This is a genomic window from Streptomyces sp. NPDC002209 (assembly GCF_042890265.1).
GTDB lineage: Bacteria > Actinomycetota > Actinomycetes > Streptomycetales > Streptomycetaceae > Streptomyces.
The window spans coordinates 227,813-245,133 of the sequence record NZ_JBIARX010000005.1; the positions used below are offsets into that span (position 1 = coordinate 227,813).

General features: G+C 69.0%; 20 protein-coding genes and 1 pseudogene. 6 read left to right on the forward strand and 15 right to left on the reverse strand.

The window, feature by feature from the left end:
- Positions 1–31: 31 nt before the first annotated feature.
- On the reverse strand, positions 32–1,081 hold the full coding sequence (locus ACFYXK_RS12600) for an amidinotransferase (protein WP_389411124.1): 1,050 nt from the start codon (positions 1,079–1,081) through the stop codon (positions 32–34).
- A gap of 521 nt (positions 1,082–1,602) precedes the next feature.
- Between ACFYXK_RS12600 and ACFYXK_RS12605 the strand changes: the two genes are divergently transcribed.
- Entirely contained in the window at positions 1,603–2,718 is a 1,116-nt protein-coding gene (locus ACFYXK_RS12605) for a phage tail sheath family protein (RefSeq protein ID WP_389411125.1), read from the forward strand.
- A 170-nt stretch (positions 2,719–2,888) separates the two neighbouring features.
- On the opposite strand, the gene ACFYXK_RS12610 is transcribed toward ACFYXK_RS12605, so the two are convergent.
- The 3 genes from ACFYXK_RS12610 to ACFYXK_RS12620 form a co-directional block, all read right to left on the reverse strand.
- A complete protein-coding gene (locus ACFYXK_RS12610) occupies positions 2,889–3,161 on the reverse strand; it encodes a hypothetical protein (RefSeq protein ID WP_389411126.1) in 273 nt (90 codons plus the stop codon).
- Positions 3,162–3,263: 102 nt separating this feature from the next.
- Entirely contained in the window at positions 3,264–3,539 is a 276-nt protein-coding gene (locus ACFYXK_RS12615; RefSeq protein ID WP_389411127.1) for an isoamylase early set domain-containing protein, read from the reverse strand.
- Between the two features lie 269 nt (positions 3,540–3,808).
- Positions 3,809–4,039, reverse strand: coding sequence for a DUF397 domain-containing protein (locus ACFYXK_RS12620; protein ID WP_389411128.1), 231 nt, complete (start codon positions 4,037–4,039; stop codon positions 3,809–3,811).
- Positions 4,040–4,390: 351 nt separating this feature from the next.
- Here ACFYXK_RS12620 and ACFYXK_RS12625 point away from each other — a divergent pair, with 351 nt between their 5' ends.
- Together ACFYXK_RS12625 and ACFYXK_RS12630 are read left to right on the forward strand one after the other, a co-directional pair.
- A complete protein-coding gene (locus ACFYXK_RS12625; RefSeq protein ID WP_389411333.1) occupies positions 4,391–5,035 on the forward strand; it encodes an L-threonylcarbamoyladenylate synthase in 645 nt (214 codons plus the stop codon).
- An 81-nt stretch (positions 5,036–5,116) separates the two neighbouring features.
- On the forward strand, positions 5,117–5,752 hold the full coding sequence (locus ACFYXK_RS12630; protein ID WP_389411129.1) for a carbonic anhydrase: 636 nt from the start codon (positions 5,117–5,119) through the stop codon (positions 5,750–5,752).
- Between the two features lie 228 nt (positions 5,753–5,980).
- On the opposite strand, the pseudogene ACFYXK_RS12635 reads toward ACFYXK_RS12630, so the two are convergent.
- From ACFYXK_RS12635 to ACFYXK_RS12660, 6 genes and pseudogenes are all read right to left on the reverse strand, one after another.
- Positions 5,981–6,214: pseudogene (locus tag ACFYXK_RS12635) on the reverse strand (SpoIIE family protein phosphatase); the annotation flags it as partial.
- A 93-nt stretch (positions 6,215–6,307) separates the two neighbouring features.
- Entirely contained in the window at positions 6,308–7,456 is a 1,149-nt protein-coding gene (locus ACFYXK_RS12640) for a PP2C family protein-serine/threonine phosphatase (protein ID WP_389411130.1), read from the reverse strand.
- A gap of 158 nt (positions 7,457–7,614) precedes the next feature.
- Positions 7,615–8,334: an alpha/beta hydrolase gene (locus ACFYXK_RS12645; protein WP_389411334.1), complete on the reverse strand. Its 720-nt coding sequence runs from the start codon at positions 8,332–8,334 to the stop codon at positions 7,615–7,617.
- A 175-nt stretch (positions 8,335–8,509) separates the two neighbouring features.
- Positions 8,510–9,406: an MBL fold metallo-hydrolase gene (locus ACFYXK_RS12650; protein ID WP_389411131.1), complete on the reverse strand. Its 897-nt coding sequence runs from the start codon at positions 9,404–9,406 to the stop codon at positions 8,510–8,512.
- An 80-nt stretch (positions 9,407–9,486) separates the two neighbouring features.
- Positions 9,487–9,750 carry a hypothetical protein gene (locus ACFYXK_RS12655; RefSeq protein ID WP_389411132.1) on the reverse strand — a complete coding sequence of 88 codons (264 nt, stop codon included), beginning with the start codon at positions 9,748–9,750 and terminating at the stop codon, positions 9,487–9,489.
- Positions 9,751–9,784: 34 nt separating this feature from the next.
- Entirely contained in the window at positions 9,785–10,090 is a 306-nt protein-coding gene (locus tag ACFYXK_RS12660) for an alpha/beta fold hydrolase (RefSeq protein ID WP_389411133.1), read from the reverse strand.
- Positions 10,091–10,451: 361 nt separating this feature from the next.
- On the opposite strand from ACFYXK_RS12660, the gene ACFYXK_RS12665 reads away from it, so the two are divergent.
- A complete protein-coding gene (locus ACFYXK_RS12665) occupies positions 10,452–11,339 on the forward strand; it encodes a DUF5655 domain-containing protein (RefSeq protein ID WP_389411134.1) in 888 nt (295 codons plus the stop codon).
- A gap of 378 nt (positions 11,340–11,717) precedes the next feature.
- On the opposite strand, the gene ACFYXK_RS12670 is transcribed toward ACFYXK_RS12665, so the two are convergent.
- The 4 genes from ACFYXK_RS12670 to ACFYXK_RS12685 all read right to left on the reverse strand — a co-directional run bounded on the left by ACFYXK_RS12670 (position 11,718) and on the right by ACFYXK_RS12685 (position 14,833).
- Positions 11,718–12,017, reverse strand: coding sequence for a hypothetical protein (locus tag ACFYXK_RS12670; protein ID WP_389411135.1), 300 nt, complete (start codon positions 12,015–12,017; stop codon positions 11,718–11,720).
- A gap of 299 nt (positions 12,018–12,316) precedes the next feature.
- Positions 12,317–13,129, reverse strand: coding sequence for a class I SAM-dependent methyltransferase (locus tag ACFYXK_RS12675; protein WP_389411136.1), 813 nt, complete (start codon positions 13,127–13,129; stop codon positions 12,317–12,319).
- A 196-nt stretch (positions 13,130–13,325) separates the two neighbouring features.
- Positions 13,326–13,724: a hypothetical protein gene (locus ACFYXK_RS12680; protein WP_389411137.1), complete on the reverse strand. Its 399-nt coding sequence runs from the start codon at positions 13,722–13,724 to the stop codon at positions 13,326–13,328.
- 185 nt (positions 13,725–13,909) lie between these two features.
- Positions 13,910–14,833, reverse strand: a complete 924-nt coding sequence (locus ACFYXK_RS12685; RefSeq protein WP_389411138.1) for a DUF317 domain-containing protein — start codon at positions 14,831–14,833, stop codon at positions 13,910–13,912.
- 598 nt (positions 14,834–15,431) lie between these two features.
- On the opposite strand from ACFYXK_RS12685, the gene ACFYXK_RS12690 reads away from it, so the two are divergent.
- Complete coding sequence (locus ACFYXK_RS12690) at positions 15,432–15,860, forward strand: hypothetical protein (protein ID WP_389411139.1); 429 nt, start codon at positions 15,432–15,434, stop codon at positions 15,858–15,860.
- Positions 15,861–15,868: 8 nt separating this feature from the next.
- On the forward strand, positions 15,869–16,675 hold the full coding sequence (locus tag ACFYXK_RS12695) for a phosphotransferase (RefSeq protein ID WP_389411140.1): 807 nt from the start codon (positions 15,869–15,871) through the stop codon (positions 16,673–16,675).
- A gap of 203 nt (positions 16,676–16,878) precedes the next feature.
- On the opposite strand, the gene ACFYXK_RS12700 is transcribed toward ACFYXK_RS12695, so the two are convergent.
- Complete coding sequence (locus ACFYXK_RS12700; protein WP_389411141.1) at positions 16,879–17,250, reverse strand: glycine cleavage system protein H; 372 nt, start codon at positions 17,248–17,250, stop codon at positions 16,879–16,881.
- Positions 17,251–17,321: the final 71 nt, after the last annotated feature.

Below are 17,321 nucleotides of genomic sequence, written 5' to 3' on the forward strand. Positions count from 1 at the left end.
CCTCACGCGACCAGGACTTTCACAACAGGCCCTAGCCGCTGGTTGAGCCGGCGCTGCTGCTGGCTTCGGTGCGGCGACGGTCCCTGCGCAGGTCGAGGGTGGCGCAGTGGAAGGAGCCTCCCAGCGCCTGGACGTTACGGAAGGGCATCGGCATTGGAGTCATGCCGTAGGAGACGAGCAGCTCCTGGAGCTTTTCGTCCCGGGCCTCGGTGAAGACGTGCTGGTGGTCGACCACGAGCAGGTTCATGCTGACCCAGGGGCTGGTCATGTAGAGCGGGGGGCTGTCGCACGGCTCAGGGAGAGGGGCAGGGACCAGCTCCCAACCCTCCATCGGAGAGCCGGCAAGCTGGGCGGGATCCAGCCGCTCCGGGTTGTACAGGGCCAGCCCCTCCCGCAGTGGGCACAGGGTCGCGTCGAGGTGCATGGCGTGCGGGTCATGCGGTTGGACCAGGTGGACGCGGGTGTCGGGGCCGAGCTGGGTGCGCAGGTGCGCGATGCCCGAGCGGTTGGTGACGTGGCTGAGCTGGCCCACGAGGGTACGGGGCCCCAGTCGCAGGAAATCGGCGGCGTCCCAGGCTGGTCGGCCTTCCCCGATCACCCATTGGCCCGAGCGGGACGGGCCACTGGTGAGGGGGTCGACGGACAGGTCCACCGCCGACGGCAGCCAGTGCGCACCCGATTGGCGGAATTGTTGAAGGAGCGGCCAGTAGGCGAGCAGTTCGTGGCGGCGGCTACGCCACGCCATCGGTGCCTCGACGACACGGTTGCCCATGACGAGCAGCAAGTCGCGCGGCATGGCGGCGCAGTAGCCGCCCAGGCCCGACCAGGGGACGCGACGCGGCCGGTGCACCACACTGCCCAGGCTCTCCAGCGTTTCTGCCAGGGCCTGGAGCTCCTGCTCCGCGGCCTCCACGATCCAGGAGGGAAAGGAGTGGCCGGGCCGGAACTCCGCCCAGTGCTCGCGGGGCATGGTCGCCTCGATCATGCGGGGGTCCTCGGCGGGGAACATCGCCCCGTACGCCGTGCCGACCACCACCTCGCGCAACGGACTCCACTCGTCGCACGCGTCAACCACGATCATGTCGGCTCTCCCGGGCGGCCAGGGCACCGCTGCCCCACAGTGGCGCGGTCCGGGCACCCCACCGATCAGCCCGTGAGGCGCCCTGGCCATCATTAGCCGCCAGCAGCGGGCAAGACGATGCCTTCGCGGGGAGTCCACTCGAATCGGGGATGCTGTGTTCGCCCGACACCTCCCAACGCGGTCCCTTGCACACGGAAACGGGCACACGGATACAGCTCTCTGCCCGCTTGACCCGGTGGGCGTTCGGCCAGGCACTGAGGTAACTGAGCGTGGCCATGGGGTGGAGGTGCTGGGCGCGGATGGTGCACGGATCCGCCGCGCGGGGCCGGTGCGAGAAGGGCATGGTCGTCATCGTGCGATCCGGGTGAACCACACGGCGATCTCTCTGTCCGGCGAACGGTAGGGAATCACTCGAACGCAGGGGATCCCGGTGGCTGGGTCGATTTGATCTCTACGCTCACCATCGACGGGCACGCTCCGTGCCCATCTGATGACTGTTGGTGCGCAAGAAGGAGTTGGGAATGTCAGACGGCGTGTACGTCAAAGACCTGCCTTCCGGGGTTCGGATGATCGTGGGGGCCGGGACCTCGACGGCGGCGTTCATCGCCCCGGTCACGGAGGGATCCGGCAAGCCGGTGCCCTTCCACGGCTGGAGTGAGTTCACCGAGGCGTACGGCGTGGGCTCGGGGCGTGAGCTCGCCGGGGCGAATCTGGTGGAGGCGGTGTACGGGTTCTTCGCCAACGGTGGGACCAAGTGCTACGTGGTCGGCATGAGCGGTGAGGAACCCGCGGCGTACACCGCTGCCCTCGCCGTGCTGGAGCAGGTGGCGGACGTGCACAGCGTGGTCGTCCCGGACCTGTGGAGCAGCGAGGCCGACGCGCCGGCGATCGCCAAGGCCGTCGCGGGGCACTGCGCGGGGGCGGGCAACCGGGTGGCGATCCTGCACACGAGGCAGGAAGCCTCGGTCGAGGACGCGCTCAAGACCCCGGGGCTGTTCGGGCTGGACGAGACCGAGGAAACGTTCACCACGGTGTATTACCCGTGGCTGAAGGTTCCCGGCACCGGTGGCACGGCCCGGGTGGTTCCGCCGTCGGGCCACGTCGCCGGAATCTGGGCACGCACCGACATCGAACGGGGCGTGTTCAAGGCCCCCGCGAACCAGAGCATCCGAGGTGCCGACGGCCTCCGGACACTGGTGAACGACGCCGAGCACGGGAAGGCGAACGAGGCCGGCGTGAACTGCCTACGGCTCTTCCCCGGCCGCGGCCTTCTGGTGTGGGGCGCCCGGACCCTCTCCACCAGCCGTGACTGGAAGTACCTCAACGTCCGCCGCCTGGTCAGCTTCCTTTCCGACTCCATCCAGGCCAGCAGCAGCTGGAGTGCCTTCGAACCCAGCGACGAGCGGCTGTGGGCCGCCCTACGGCTTTCCGTCGCCTCGTTCCTGACGGACCAGTGGCGCCAGGGCGCGCTCCTCGGCGGCAAGGAGGACGAGGCGTTCTCCGTGATCTGCGACGGCACCAACAACACACCCGACATGATCAAGGAAGGCCAGGTCGTCATCGACATCGGCATCGCACCTATCCGCCCCGCCGAGTTCATCCACTTCCGCACCGTCCATCGCGCCACGGCGAAGTAGGTCCCGCCCCTGGTACCCCGGGACAGCCGCCGGCAGCGACGGCGATGCCTACTGGCGCGACGGCCTGGGCGGCAGTGGCCGTCCGGGCCCCGCCAATCCTCCGAGCCGGGCACAGGCAGGCTCCGGGCGAGTTATGGCGTCGCCGGGGCGGCGTTAGCGGGCACCTGCTCCTACTGCCCCACGCGGGCGTTGATCAGGTACTCGGCTTCCTCGGAGAGCCGTTGACGCCGCTCGTCTTCGTCCACCTGCCGCAGTTCGCCGCGCAGTGCGAGCTCGGTGCGCAGGATCGTGATGCTGGGAACCGGGACCCTCTGGCCCGGCTTCTCCGTGAACGGCTGAAGTTCCACCGCCAGGGTGTGTGCGTCGTCGGACGTGCCGCGCCGCAGTGAGAGGAACACGCGGGCGAGCCAGTCAGCCGGAATCTGCACCATGAAGTCAGTCATGCCGGGGCAACGATCCATGCCCTCGCTCGTGACGGCCGACGACCCGCACGGCCCACGATGGCCGCCACCCGGCCGCGCCGGCGGCAGGGCCAGCCAGATTCCTCACGTGTGAAGGCGGCTGTTGGTGCCCTCGCGGTCCCCGGCGCTGTCGTCGTTGAACCAGTAGTCTCCGGCGGCCAGATAGCGGAAGGAGTGCGTGCCGCTGCTGGGCAGCGCGACGGTGACAGCCCGCTTGCCGTCCTTTCGGGGCACCAGGGCGTGGATGCCGGGCTGCCAGTCGTTGAAGTCGCCCACCACGCTGACCGGCCCGGGCGGAGTATCGGCGGGAAGAACGAACGTGACCTCGGTCCGGCCATTGAGCAGCTTGCGTTCCAGCACGTATCGGCTCCCGCCGGTCGTAGAAGACGGCCCCGCGCCGGCAGGGACATCTCCTCGCTCCTGGGCGACGTGACAGCTGCAAGGGCGAGGAGACGGCCTGCCGCGGCCGTCGTTCGGGACGGCCGCGACCCTGGGCAGTCCCATCCCACCCCGGCCCGTACGCCGACACCATCTACAACACGGCCCAGCCGTCCTGCACCACCCGACCGGGCCAAGTCCCCCGGCGGATCGGCGCACCAATCCGCCGGGCAATGGACCGGAGGACCTCACTACCCCAGGTCGAACTCGCCGTCCCTGGCGCCAAGGACGAACGCAGTCCACTCCCCCTTGGTGTAGCGAAGCACCGACGAGGGCTCATTCGCCTTGCGCATCGCGACCGCCCCGCCCTTCAGGTAGGCGACCTCCATACCCTCACCCTCCAGGACGCTCGTGTCGGAGCCCCACTTCGCGTCCGACAGATCGAGTGCGTCCAGTTCTTCCCTGGTCAGGGGCTCACTCATCGGGGTTCCTTCGGTCACGACAGTCTGCGGGCTTTCCGGGACTGCGGTGCTGCCTACCCGTGCCAGACCAGCGTCCATGCATGGGTCACCCATACGGGTGTCTGGCCCCGTCAGCCCGCTCTCGCCAGCGCCGCCCCTACTGGCCGTCCTGCTCGTCGCTGAGGGCCTGGCAGGCGCCTTCGATGGCACACGCCCAAGATCCGCCGGCACAGGCAATCCCTCGTCGGCGGCGGGCGGGACACCGGACAAGACGTGCTCGATGAGTACGAGTGGGCGAGGCGGCCGTGCCGGTAGCCTGCCGGGGTGAGTCGGCATGTGTGGGCCGAGCGCTCGATGGGATGGGGGACGACCATGGCCCTTCGTTACGACTGTTCCACAAGGTCGGGCCGGGCCGACGGGCTGCGCGCGGCTGCTCTGGTGGTGCGCCGGGGTGAGCTGGTGGTGCTGCCGACGGACACCGTCTACGGCATCGGCGCGGACGCCTTCGACGGTGACGCAGTGGAACGGCTGCTGGAGGCCAAGGGCCGCGACCGGGCCATGCCCTCACCGGTCCTGGTCGCCTCTCCGGACGCCCTTCACGAGCTGGTCGTCGACTTCCCCGACCAGGGCTGGGCCCTGGTGGAGGCGTTCTGGCCGGGCGGGCTGACCCTTGTTTCCCGCCACCTGCCGTCGCTGACCTGGGACCTCGGGGAGACCCACGGTACGGTCGCGGTCCGGATGCCGTCGCATCCCGTGGCGCTCGAGCTGCTCGCCGAGACCGGGCCGATGGCCGTCTCCAGCGCCAACCTGACCGGGCACCCGTCCCCACAGGACTGTGACGCCGCCCAGGGCATGCTCGGCGACTCGGTCGCCGTCTACCTCGACGGCGGGCCCACCGAGGCTGCCGTCGCCTCTTCGATCGTGGATGTCACCGGCCCGGTACCGGTCCTCAAGCGCGCCGGTGCGATCTCCGCCGAGACCCTGCGCAAGGTCGTACCCGACCTGCAGGTGCCCTGACCCCTGCCCTGACCGGTGCACCCGCGCCCGTTTGACGGACCCCGAGCTGTGGCGGTCCGGGCCAGGCCATAGCCTGCGGCCATGAGCGATACCCCCTCCCTGACTCCGTCCGAAGCCTTCGAGCTGCTGCTGGCCGGCAACCAGCGGTTCACCTCCGGCACGCCTGAGCACCCGAACCAGGACGCGGCGCGCCGCACCGAGACCGCGCCTGCTCAGAGTCCATTCGCTGTGCTCTTCGGCTGCTCCGACTCCCGTCTGGCCGCCGAGATCATCTTCGACCGTGGTCTTGGCGATCTGTTCGTAGTCCGGACCGCGGGTCACGTGGCGGGGCCGGAGGTGCTGGGCAGCATCGAGTACGGGGTCAGCGTGCTGGACTGCCCCCTGGTGGTGGTGCTGGGCCACGACACGTGCGGTGCGGTCGCGGCCACCCGTGCCGCCCTGACCGAGGGTGTCGTCGCCGCTGGGTACGTACGCGATGTCATCGAACGCGTCACGCCCAGCGTCCTGGCCGCCCGTGCCGCCGGGCTCACCCAGGACGACGACATCATCGCCGAGCACATACGGCACACCGTCGACCTCCTCCTGGACCGCTCCCGAGTACTCGCCGATCAGGTCACCACCGGACGGACAGCCGTGGTCGGCCTCTCCTACCGGCTGGTCGACGGCAGTGCCCGAGTCGTCACCACCCGAGGCCTGCTGAAGGAAGCGGCCGCCTGAACCGGACGGGCGAAAATATGACCCCCACACCGCGTGGTGAACGGTGTGACAGCGAGGAGGGTGTCCGATGTAAGTGCCCGCCAGGGCGCGGCATCCCGGAACGGCGGGAGCACCCAGCCGTCTCCTTGTCCCTCGAAGCCTCAGTCACGTCGCCCGAGGGCAAGGAGACGGTGCGGGAGAGCACCGGCCGAGCGCTTGCCTACGGCTACGGCGCCCTTGAGCCGGTCGGGCGGCCATCCGCTCAACCCGTCGCACGGACCGAGCGGGTTCCAGGTCGAGGTCTGCGAAGGCGCGGGTGGCGGTGCGCAAGCGCCCCATGGTGGCGGCGCCGATGCCGTTGTCCATGACGCCGCCGACCATCAGAGCGGTGTCGTCGGCGAGCGGGACGACGTCGTACCAGTCGCCTCCGACCTCGTGGGATGCCAGGGCGGGCTGGTAGAGGGAGGCAACGTCCAGGCCGGCGACCCCGAGCTGCGTACGGCCGTCGGATGCGGCCCGGCGCAGCTGCTGGAGCGGCTTTGTGGCGGCCTCGACCACATGGCGCGCCACCCTCGTTCACAGGGCCGGGTCGGATGGGGGAGGGGCAGACGCTGTGCGGCGGATTGCGACGACGGCCGCGTCGTCGTCGAGGTGTGCGTGGACGTGGGCCAGTAGGTCGGCCTGGAGATGACGCAGGAGTTCGTCGGGGTCGTCCGTGGTCCACTGTGGGACGCGCTCGGTGAAGGGGTAGAAGCGTCCGTCGGTGTTGCGTGCCTCGATGACGCCATCGGTGTACAGGAGCATCAGGTCGCCGGCCTCGAACGGGAATGTCTGGACGTCGTAGTCGGCGGTGCCGAACGCTCCGCCGAGTCCGATCGGAAGGTGGTTCGCCTCGGCGACGAGCGGGATGAGCCGATTTCCGCGGAGGATGAGCGGCGGTGGGTGACCGCAGTTGATGAGGTGGACGACCGGATCGTGGTCGGGGATGTCGAGCAGCATGGCGGTGGCGAAGTCTTCGACGGTGTCCTGCTCTGTCTGTGGCCGCCACTGGCTGGTGTCCCAACGGAACGCGGCGTCCAGGTGGACGGCGAGGCGGGGAAGGGTGGCTTGCCGATGGGCGGCTGCTCGGAAGGCACCGAGCAGCAGGGCGCTGTTGCTGATGGCGCCCAGACCGCTGCCGCGCACATCGCCGATGAGGAGCCGGGTGCTGTGGTGGGCGGTGCGTGCGGCCGCGTACAGGTCTCCGCCCAGCTCGGCTTCCTTCTCGGCGGGGATGTACAAGCCGGCGATGTGCAGCGGGCCGGCGCGTGCGGGCAGCGGCTGCAACAGCACTCTTTGGGCTGCCTCGGCCACCGAACGCACCTGGTGCAGCTGCTGCTCGTGTCGGCCTCGCACCACACAGACGGTGACACAGAGGGCCGAGACGACGATCAGGGCGGCGATCTGGGCCTGGATATTGGCGGTGCCCAAGACCCCTCTGAGCACGCCGATCAGCACCTGGGCTGCCACCGCAAGAGCCCCCATTACCGCCGTCGTAAGGGCGCCGGCGAACGCCACCGTGATCGCGGGCGCTGCCACGAGCAGTGGACCGAGGTGGACGTGCGGCGGGGCCAGTACATCCACCACGCACACGGTGACGATCAGCCCGAGCGGGATCACCAGCAGCGCGGGCGCGTGCCCCGGCTGCCAGGAACGCCAGACGTCCAGCCATGCTCGAAGGGCCATGCCCCAAGCCTTCCATCCGCGTCCGCAAGGTGAGACGCGGCGCTCCGGGGATCGCTGTCCGTGGCTGTGCGAGACGGGACATGAACGCGAAGAGTGCCCGACTGCCGACCCCCGCGACCACGTGGTCGCGGGGGTCGGCGTGCGCGCGGGCGATCTGGTCAGGGTGTACCTGGCTGCTGCATGCGGACCTGTTCGGTGATCCACGATTGCGCGAGCTTCGTCCACGCCGCGGCTTGGCCGGCATCCCGGGCCAGACCGAGACTGTGCGGGCCGTGGGCGAAGACGTGCACGGTGTGCGGTACCTCGTGCGCGGCCAATGCCGAGGCGAGCCGGTAGGTGTGTTCCGGCGGGACGTAGATGTCTTCGGCGGTGTGCCAGAGGAAGAAGGGCGGCGATGCCTCGGTCACCAGCGCGTCGAGGCTTGTCTGGCGGCGCAGTTGCCGTGAGGCGTTCTCGCCGAGCAGGATCAGCCGCGCGGGTCGGTAGGTCTCGGTCTCCATCGATGTGATCGCGTAGCCGAGGAGGGCGAACTGGACAGACTCGAGTGGATCGCCGCCGGGGGCGAGTGCGGCCAGGCCCGCGAGATGCCCGCCGGCCGAGAAGCCGATCAGTCCGATGCGGACCGCTCCCTGTTCGCGTCTGCGGCGGATCTCGGCTTGCAGGGCGACCAGAGGTTCGGGATGGCGCACGTGGAGCGGGTAGCGGAAGACGCTCGCCGACAGGCCCAGCGTGGAGAGCCACGCGACGATCGGCTCCGCCTCGTGCGGGGCATGCGTCGTGTAGCCCCCGCCCGGCAGCACGATCAGATGTGTCGTCGCGGGGTGCACCCGTTCGGTCTGTCCGCGAGACGCCGGCGCTGTCTCCGGTGGAATGGTCATGCCCACCTCCGTGCTTGCTCTCGGGCGTCGCGAGCGGCCCTGGTCACAAGCTGTACCAAGGTCGGCGCCGCACCGGGTCTTTCGGTGTCACGCGACCGGGTGAGTCGTGCGGCCTCCGTGCCCGGCGCCCGGGGTGGAGCCATCCGACCGGCCGCGTGGTGCGTGAGGGGCGCTGCTAGAACCAGGCTCCCACCGAGGCGGCGACGGGGTCGGCACCCGGCTCGCGCAGGGCGTAGAGCGCCTTCGCGCCGACCCACAGGAGGGTCTTGCCGTAGGGGAGGTCGGGGTGGCGGTCGAGCATCGTGTGGAAGAACTCGGTCGCGGAGGAGCACGCCTTCAGCGCCGCCTCGGCGTTGTCGAGGTACCGGCGGGTCTCGGCGATGACGCGGGTGGCGTCGTCGTCGAGGTCCTTGTTCTTGTGGCCGGCGACGATGTGGCGGGGTGCGAGGGCCTCGACGGTGCTGATGGCGTCGCGCCAGGCGTCCAGGCCGCCCCCGGCCGACTCGCCGACGTACATGTGGGCGCCGTTGTAGAGCGCGTCGCCGGCGACGACGAGGCCGAGCTCGGGGACGTGCAGGACGCTGGTCTGCTCGGTGTCGGTGTGGCCGACCTCGACGAGGTGCAGGTCGTGCCCTTCGAGGGTGAGGGTGTTGCCGGGGACGGTGACGGCGGTGACCGGGGTGTCGGGGATCTGGCCGGGCCAGAGTTTGTCCCAGGCGAAGGGGCGGGCTTCGACGTTGCCGTGCATGACGGCGATGGTGCCGGCGGTGGCCACGACGGGCGCGTCGAACCGCTGGGCGAACTCGTTGTCGCCGAACCAGTGATCGCCGTGGCCGTGGGTGGCGATGACGGCGGTGATGTTCTTCCCGCTGGCGGCCACCCATGCGGCGACCTCCTCGATCTGGCCCACGGTGAACGGCGGGTCGACGAGGACGGCATCCCGCTCGCCGTGGACGAGGGTGGTCGAGATCGGCTGGCACGTGCGCCCCTCGCCGTTGGGCAGGGGTTCGGTGACGCTGATCGGCATCGGGTCGGAGACGTGTACGGCGTAGCCGAGAGATTGCGCATTCATGAGTGCTGACCCTTCTGAAGGGTTGGAGCAGTGCGGTCCGGGTGGCGGGGCTCGGGCACCCGCCGGGGTGTCGGGGGTGATCAGGCGAAGGTGATGTCGCTGAGGTCGATGGAGACGAGCACCGGTTCGGCCAGCGCCTGGCCTTCGGGTGTGCGCGGGAGGATACGGTGCTCGGTCGGGAGGGTGATCCCGGAGACCTGAGTGAAGCCCGCGAAGCAGTGGGCGCCGGGGCTGCCGGCCGTGATGCGGACGTCGTCGAGCACGCCCTGCTGGCCCTTCGGCCCCCACACGGCGCCGCCCTGGATCAGGTGCGCGGAGACCGCCGTGGGCCTCCACGATTTCATGGAGTAGATCCGTCATCACTTCTCGTCCTTCCGGCTACTGCGGATCGGTGAGGAACGCTTCGACGTCGGCGGCGAACTCGGCGTGGTGCTGGAACAGGAACCCGTGGGCCGCGTCGGGGTAGATCTTCAGTCGTGCCTGCGGGATCAGACCGGCGAGCAGGTGGGAGCAGCGGGGGAGGATCATGGGGTCGCTGTCGCCGTTGGCGACGAACACTGGTGTCTGGATGGCCGTCACCCGTCCGAGGAGCGAGATGTTGGGGATGCCCCAGGCGGTGATCGCGTCGTACTGTGCCTGGCGTGTCTGCCTGGGTGTGTCCAGCTCTTCCCGATGACCCACCATGTTGAATGCGTCGCCATCCTTGAACCGATGGCAAAGGGCGCCTGACCTGCGCTTTAGTCGAGTGTGCGTTATGTGCGCTACGCGCGTTACGGGCGATATCTTGACGCAGATCTGACGCACGTGACGCACGTCTGACGCACGCACGACGCACGATCGACTCCCGTCCTGACGGGGTGTCATGCATGAAAAGCCGCCTTCCCTGCCGGGCGCAGAGCCTGGTGGGTAAGGCGGCTTTTCGTCTGCAGGGAGGTGCGGCAGCCGTCCCTAGCCCCCGTTCACGCTCCGTAGTCGGTCAAGGGGGTCGGCCGCCTTTGGAAATAGACCCGAAGCCGTTCGTGTTGGGGGAGGTCGACGATGGGGGGTGTCGAAGCTGAGGTTGTTCAGCACGAAGGGTGGCGTGACGGAGGTCGTGCCGCGATTGGCCGATGAAGAGGCAGAGGTGCAGGCTCTCGTCGAAGGTGCGATGGAGGTCATGCTCGGGGTGCGGTTCCTGGCCAGCGAGTACAGCACTGGCCCTGTCCACGGCGGGCGCATTGATTCGCTCGGGCTGGACGAGAACGGCTCGCCCGTGATCATCGAGTACAAGAGGGCTACCGACCCTGGTGTCTTGTCGCAGGGCCTGTTCTATATGGCCTGGTTGGTCGACCACCGGCAGGAGTTCCATGCCCTGGTGCGCGAGCGCCTGGGCTCTGCGGCTGGCGCGCAGGTGATGTGGAAGGCGCCCAGGCTGATCTGTGTCGCGGGGGACTACACCCGTTACGACCTTCACGCGGTCCGGGAGCACCGCCGGTCGATCGACCTCGTGCGTTACCGCCTTTACGGGAAGGGCCTCATCGCGCTGGAGACGGTCGCTTCCGTCGCGGCGCAGCCCAAAGCGGCCCTCCGTATTCGCCGCAGGAATGCCGACGGGGCGGTTTCGCGGCCGAATTCGGCGGGGGCGATGGTGGAGCTGGCTGCAGCGGTTGACGAAGTGCTGCTGGGTCTGGGGGCCGACGTTACGAAGGTCGAGCGCAAGCAGTACGACGCGTACCAGCGCCTGCGGAACTTCGCCTGTGTGACGTCGCGGCAGGACAAGCTGCTCGTCTACCTCAAGGCAACCCCGGAGGCCATCGACCTCGTACCCGGCTTCACCAGGGACGTAAGGGGACTTGGGCATCACGGTACGGGCGATCTTGAGATGCAACTGCGCTCGGAGAGAGACGTGGAGCGGGCGGTGGAGCTGTTCCGGCTGTCCTACGCTGCAGCATAGGCCGTTGTAGTCGGGACGGCGCCGCCCCTGGGCCGTCAAGGCTGGTGGCGTCGGGGCGAGGTGCGGGGTGTCGGCGGGCTCCTTTCTGTGGGCGGGTAGGGCGTGGCGGTGGTGTAGTCCATCTTCGGCAGGATCCCCGGTTTCGGAAACCGGGGATCGTGCGCTATGTATCGCCCAGCCATCCGTTAGGACACCTGCTCGGCCAGAGCCCCTGATCGGGCTCGTTCGCATCTTCCGTGCAGACGTTCGGGCGGACGGGGGATCACGTCGCGCGACACAAGCACAAGGCTGCGCCCGATGACTTCGAAGACCCTCTAGCAATACGCTCCGAGGCTGACCGAGACTCGTTGCCCGCGCGCACCACGAAGCGTCTACTGGTCAGACGGGATCGGTGAACGAGATCGGCTTGCCGGCGGCGTGGGCATATGCGATCTCCCTGCTCGTGGACTCGCCGATATACCCGCCGGGGTTGACGACCAGAACCCGGTCAGCCAGGTCGATCTTGCGCAGGTGGAGAGCGTCCAGCGCGGTCTTCTGCTCGTTGGTGATCAACTCGTCTGCTTCGCCTGGCGCGACGACGATGACACCTGCGAAGGTCAGATCACGGTTCGCCGCACGCATCTCGTCCGCGAACCGGGTAGAGCCGCAGATGCAGACAATCTCAGGTCGGTCGGGCACGACTCAGTCCTTCGGACGAACGGGAAACCGTCAGTGTGCACGTTGACATCACAGACAGGCACACGAGTCAGTAGTTTACGCAGCGAGATGGACACCACGCGGCTGCACCGTCGCAGGCGGGAGGCGCAGCCCGTGCTGGGCATGGCGCTGCTCGACGGCGAAGTCTGAGGTGTACCCGACTCACCAGCCTTCCCTAGCAACACGGCCTAGGGGGTCCGAGTTGCTCGGCCCCCTGAGGGTTCCGGTCGTCTTTGGGATACGCCAGGGCCCGGCCGCCGCGTCTTCCTTGCCGAGATCGGTCAGGTGTGGGTCATGGCAAGAATGTGGGCAGAGGCGTCAATGAGCGCATCGTGCGGTTCTGCAAGGCGCGCTGCCGCGAGGGCAGCGTCGTACATCGGCATACCCAGAAGATTGGTGTCGGCGTACTTCTCGATGGCCTTGACCGCCACCCAGCCGGGTCCTTCAACGCCGTACAGGGTCGGGTCCGCGAAGCCTGCCTCGGTGACTTCCTCGCGAAGCTCGTCTGAGGTCTGGAAGTAGGCGACGGTGAAACCTCGCTGTCCGGCGTAGCGGCCCTGGTTGAGCGTGTCCCGGACTCCGTCCTGGACGGCGGGCTCGGTGATGCCGGTGGTGGCGATGTAGTCGAGGAGAGGCGAATATCGCGAGATCGCAGCTGCGGCGACGAGACCTCCCGGCCGGACCACGCGGGCGGCTTCGGTCAGCGCGGAGAGGCGATCGCCCTTGTCGTGGAGGTGGTAAAGGGGGCCAAGGAGCAGCACCACGTCGTAGGTGCCGGCTGCGGCCGTGAGGCGGCGGGCGTCGCCCAGCTCGGATGTCACTCCGTCTAGTGCGCCAGCCCGGCTGACGTGCTTGGGCACGGGGTCCACGACGTGCACGGTGTATCCGTCTGCGGCGAGCCAGTGGGCGTGGGTGCCGGGACCGCCGCCGACGTCGAGCACGCGGGCCGGAGCGGGCGGGAGGTGGCGGCGGAGTAACTCGCGGGTGCGTACCAGTTCCAGGGTGCCCGTGGCGGTGGCGTGCAGCCGTGTGGCCTCGTCGGAGCGGGTGTAGAAGTCGATGATCTCCGGGCGGACGGCAGGGTCGGTCGTCATCTTGGAATCCTCGTCCTGAGGGGCTGATGGTGCCCGGCAGGATAGGGGTCATGGTGGAGTGATCACTTTGAATTTCGGCAGCTCCGCGAGATGCGCTTGGGGCGCCATTGCCCGGCAGCCAGAATGAGGCCGGACGGATGCTCGTCCGGCCTGTGCGATTCAACTTGTGGGCGGTGGCGATCGATTCCGGTTGTGGCTACCTCGTGGTGGCGATGTCGTGCCGCATGACCGCCTTGAGGCGGTCTCGGAGTTCGCCGATCTCTGCTTTCAAACTCGCGAGGGCCGGTTCGTCTCGTGAGACTGCGGTCTCCACGTAGCGTCGGCTGTCCCGTAAGGCGCGGAAGATAGCGTCTGCGGCATCCGAAACCGGGGCAGGTGCAAGGACGTGGATCCGGTGCCGCACGGCCCCCAGCCCATGTGCGGTGAAGGCCGTCTGCGCGGCGGCTGGGCGTTCGTGCGCCGACGTGGTGCGAAGCACGGTGAGGAGTGCCTGCCCAGTGTTCTCGAGCGCCGAGAGGTACTCCGTGTAGAGGGCAACGCGCTGCTCCCTGGTGCGGGCTCGTTCCTCGCGTTGCCAGCGCCGTTGGTCGTTCATGGCTGATGCACCGGCGCCCAGCAGGACCCCCAGGAGAGCGAACAGTGGCGCTATCCAAGTCATGGCCCTTGGGTACCCCATGCTGAGAGCCGGAACGCATCAGTCGGGCAGTGATCGGGGCTTTCTGACCGTCGAGGGGCAGCATCCGAGGGTGGTTCAGGCGAGGCGGTGGCTGGCAACGAGATTCAGCGGATGCGGCTATGCCGTTGGGGAAGAGGGACCGGGAGCCGGGGAAGGGGAGATGAGCGCCGCGAGGTAGAAGGCGGCGGCGAGGTGGCGCCGGCCGCGATGGAGGTGAGCTGGGCGAGGAGGCCCTGGGGCGCGCCCGGGGAAAGTCGGATTGACCAAGCGGGCCTGTTCGCGTCGTCACCGCCGAAGACGGTCCATCGGTCGCCCACTGCATGCGGTTGGTGCTCGAAGGTGAGACTGCGGTCTGGGGCTCGCCACGTTGTACGGGCAGGGTGGCTCGCCGATGCCCATCCGGCCTCGTGCAGAGGAACGTGCGGCTCGGTTGTCCCTGCCGAGGGCGGGTCGTCGAGGTGGTCGGTGATCGCCCGGATGAAAGGGACGGGGGTGCCGGCGGTGATGGTGGCTCGCCAGAGCCTCTCGCCGACGGGTCCGTCGTACTCGGCGATCGTCCAGGCGATGTCGGTTCGGTGACGGGCCTCGTGGTCGAACTCGGCCCGGACGGTGAGACTCTCGTGTGAGGCGATGGTCGCCTCGTCGCTCCAGGTCCGGTACTTGGACCACTGCGGCTTGGAGTCGAGGAGGTGGTCGAGGAACTCCTCGTGCTTCCCGGGGCCGGCAACTATCGGAGGGGTCGCCAGGGGTGTGTGGGTCATCGGTGCCGTCTTGCCGCAGAGGGCCTGGCGGACGCTCTGTTCGAGTCCGGTTAGCGGGGCGGGGCCTGGCCGCACAGCCACGGTGTATTGGCTGTGGAACTGCGTGAGGGCCTCCGCTTCGTCCCGGAACGTCAGGGATACCTGCCGGAGGTGGTCTTCGCCGTGCAGGTGAACATGGCGCCGTACGCCAGTGGCGTACGTTCCCACCGCGACGGTGGTGTGGCCGTCGTTCGCATGGAGGTGTTCTTCGCGCTTCGGCTGTCTCATGAGACGGGCAGGAAGAGGCCGTCGGCGTCACCGAATCGGGTGAGCCGCTGGCCGCCCAATCTGTATCGTGCGCAGGGTTGTGACAGTGGGGACAGAGAGTCCGTGTCCGTAGATGTTGGCGGCTCGGGGAGCATCCCCACCGGCCGTGAAACTTGAGTACGGATCACCCTGCTCGCGGCGCTGTGCTCGTCCCGTCAGGCGGAGATCGCCGATGCCCTGCTCGGCCTGCTGGTCGCCCTGGTCCACAAGATCAACGCTCGCGCCGAGCGGCGGGTGGAGAAGCAGATCACCGCCGAGCTGAAGAATGGCCTCGGGGAGGAGGGCATCCCCTTCAAGCTGGCGACGGCCGCCGTCGACAAGCCAGACGAGGTCGTACGACGGGCCCTGTTCCCGGTGGCCGGGGAGAAGACGCTCCGTGAGTTGGTGGCCGAGGCGAAGGCGAACGAGAAGGTCTTCAAGGCCAAGGTCCGCACCACACTCCGATCGTCGTACAGCTCGTACTACCGGCAGATGCTGCCGCCGCTGCTGAACCACCTGGGCTTCAAGTGCAACAACACCGCCTACCGGCCGGTGATGGACGCGGTGAAGCTGAGCGAACGTGCCTACCGTGGCCGGCCCCGCCGAGCGCACCGCGTACGCCGAGCAGCTGCTCAAGGAGGTGTCCGAGGCGCTCCACCCGCACGTCGTCTCGGAGTTCGCCGCCTCCCTGGACGCCCGCGACCCCGGCCGCCCGGCCCCGTCCCTCCCGTGCATCGGCGACGTCCCTGCCGACCCTGGCCTGGTCCTGGCCCTCACCACCGCCTGGGCCGCGCTGGAGGGAGCCGCCGCGGCCGTCGTGCTGCGCGCCGCCGGGCACGAATGGGAGCTCCACACCTCCGTGCGCCCCGTGCTGGAGGCCCTGGTCTCCGGCGCCCGTCTCACCTTCGGGGACCTGGCCGAGCGCTCCGGCCTCACCGTGGAACAGGTCGCGGCGCTCGCCACCGAGCTGGTATCCAAGGGCGTGGCAGCCGTCTCCCAGCCGAGGTAGGACCCGCCATGTTCGAGGCCCCCGCCCCCGCCACCGCCGACCGGATGCTGGCCGCCCAGCGGCACGCCGCCGATCAGTTCGGCCTGCGCGCCACCGGCCGCCGGGTGTGGGGGTACCGGGGACGAACCCTCTCCAGCGCAGCGGGCCCGCACTGGCTGCGTGTGGTCTGCGCCGAGGCCGGCACCGAGGGCGGCACGCTGTGGAACGGCCCATCCACCTCCCGCGCCCTCCCCGCTGCGGTGCCGCGCCCCGACCTGTTCCGCATCCGGGACTGGACAACCGACGGCTACGCCTACCGGGCCGAGCTCTACGCCCTCGCCCCCGACCCGATGGTCTGCCCGCGCCCCGTCCTCGACGAGGACCCGGGCCTGCCCGAGACGTGGTGGAAGGAGATGGCGGCGGCCCTGGACGCCCTCGCCGACGTGCCACCGCCCGCGGACCGCGAGGCCGTACGCGAGGAGTACCTGCGCCGCGTCATCCCTCAGTTCACCGGCCACCAGGTCGACGACGTCACCTGGACCACCGCCCACGGCGACCTCCACTACGGCAACGTCACGCGCGGCCCGCACATCCTGGACTGGGAAGGATGGGGCCGCGCCCCGTACGGCTACGACGCGGCCACCCTGTACGTGTACGCGCTGCTGACCCCCGAGACGGCCGCCCGCATCCGGACTCAGCTGGCCCCGGTCCTGGACCGGCCCGAGGCACGCACCGGCCTGCTGACTGTCTGCGCCCAGGTCCTTCAGACCCAGGACCGCGTCGACTTCTACGCCGAACTGGCCGGCCCCGTGCGCGAGCATCTGGCCTGCCTGTAGCCCGCCCGCCCGTCTCTACGCGGAGCCGACGCTCCGCTGCCGCCCGGCGGCAGCGTTTGTGGGCGCGAGAAGTCGCGGGGGAAGCCGTCGCCCAGGCCCACGCCGACTTCCAGGCTGCCGAGCCCTCAGTATCTGGCCTTGATCCATTCCGCCGACAACCACGGTTCCAATGATCCCCGGGGCCGGAACGGCTCTGCCGTCTGCTAGCTGCCTTCCTTGCAGAACTGCGCGTAGGCATCCGCGCTCAACAGGCTCTTGAGCTCGTTCTCGTTGGACACCTTGATCCTGCAGAGCCAGGCGCCCGGGCCCGTGTTGAGCTGCCCCGGCTCGTCGTCGATGATCGGGTTCACCTCGATGACCTCGCCGCCGACGGGGGCGAGGATGTCGGCGGTGCCGCCCTGGGCGAACTCCACCGAGCCGATCGCATCGCTCTGTGCGACTGTCTTCAGCTCGACCGATTCGGCGTGGATGATCTCGCCGGCGGTGCTGTGGGTGTGGTCGGTGATACCGACCGTCGCGACCTCGTTCTCGAAGTCGACCCACAGGTGCTCTTTGGTGAAGCGGCGTTCCGACACAGGCAAACTCCAAAGGGTGGTGATATCCGGTATGACGATCCGGGCATGCGACCTCCGGCGCCCGCGGCTCT

Bases quoted from the DNA above. Each gene is read 5' to 3' on its own strand.
- ACFYXK_RS12600 (WP_389411124.1), bottom strand. From the start codon at position 1,081: ATGATCGTGGTTGACGCGTGCGACGAGTGGAGTCCGTTGCGCGAGGTG.
- ACFYXK_RS12605 (WP_389411125.1), top strand. From the start codon at position 1,603: ATGTCAGACGGCGTGTACGTCAAAGACCTGCCTTCCGGGGTTCGGATG.
- ACFYXK_RS12610 (WP_389411126.1), bottom strand. From the start codon at position 3,161: ATGACTGACTTCATGGTGCAGATTCCGGCTGACTGGCTCGCCCGCGTG.
- ACFYXK_RS12620 (WP_389411128.1), bottom strand. From the start codon at position 4,039: ATGAGTGAGCCCCTGACCAGGGAAGAACTGGACGCACTCGATCTGTCG.
- ACFYXK_RS12625 (WP_389411333.1), top strand. From the start codon at position 4,391: ATGGCCCTTCGTTACGACTGTTCCACAAGGTCGGGCCGGGCCGACGGG.
- ACFYXK_RS12630 (WP_389411129.1), top strand. From the start codon at position 5,117: ATGAGCGATACCCCCTCCCTGACTCCGTCCGAAGCCTTCGAGCTGCTG.
- ACFYXK_RS12640 (WP_389411130.1), bottom strand. From the start codon at position 7,456: ATGGCCCTTCGAGCATGGCTGGACGTCTGGCGTTCCTGGCAGCCGGGG.
- ACFYXK_RS12645 (WP_389411334.1), bottom strand. From the start codon at position 8,334: ATGACCATTCCACCGGAGACAGCGCCGGCGTCTCGCGGACAGACCGAA.
- ACFYXK_RS12650 (WP_389411131.1), bottom strand. From the start codon at position 9,406: ATGAATGCGCAATCTCTCGGCTACGCCGTACACGTCTCCGACCCGATG.
- ACFYXK_RS12655 (WP_389411132.1), bottom strand. From the start codon at position 9,750: ATGAAATCGTGGAGGCCCACGGCGGTCTCCGCGCACCTGATCCAGGGC.
- ACFYXK_RS12660 (WP_389411133.1), bottom strand. From the start codon at position 10,090: ATGGTGGGTCATCGGGAAGAGCTGGACACACCCAGGCAGACACGCCAG.
- ACFYXK_RS12675 (WP_389411136.1), bottom strand. From the start codon at position 13,129: ATGACGACCGACCCTGCCGTCCGCCCGGAGATCATCGACTTCTACACC.
- ACFYXK_RS12680 (WP_389411137.1), bottom strand. From the start codon at position 13,724: ATGAACGACCAACGGCGCTGGCAACGCGAGGAACGAGCCCGCACCAGG.
- ACFYXK_RS12685 (WP_389411138.1), bottom strand. From the start codon at position 14,833: ATGAGACAGCCGAAGCGCGAAGAACACCTCCATGCGAACGACGGCCAC.
- ACFYXK_RS12695 (WP_389411140.1), top strand. From the start codon at position 15,869: ATGTTCGAGGCCCCCGCCCCCGCCACCGCCGACCGGATGCTGGCCGCC.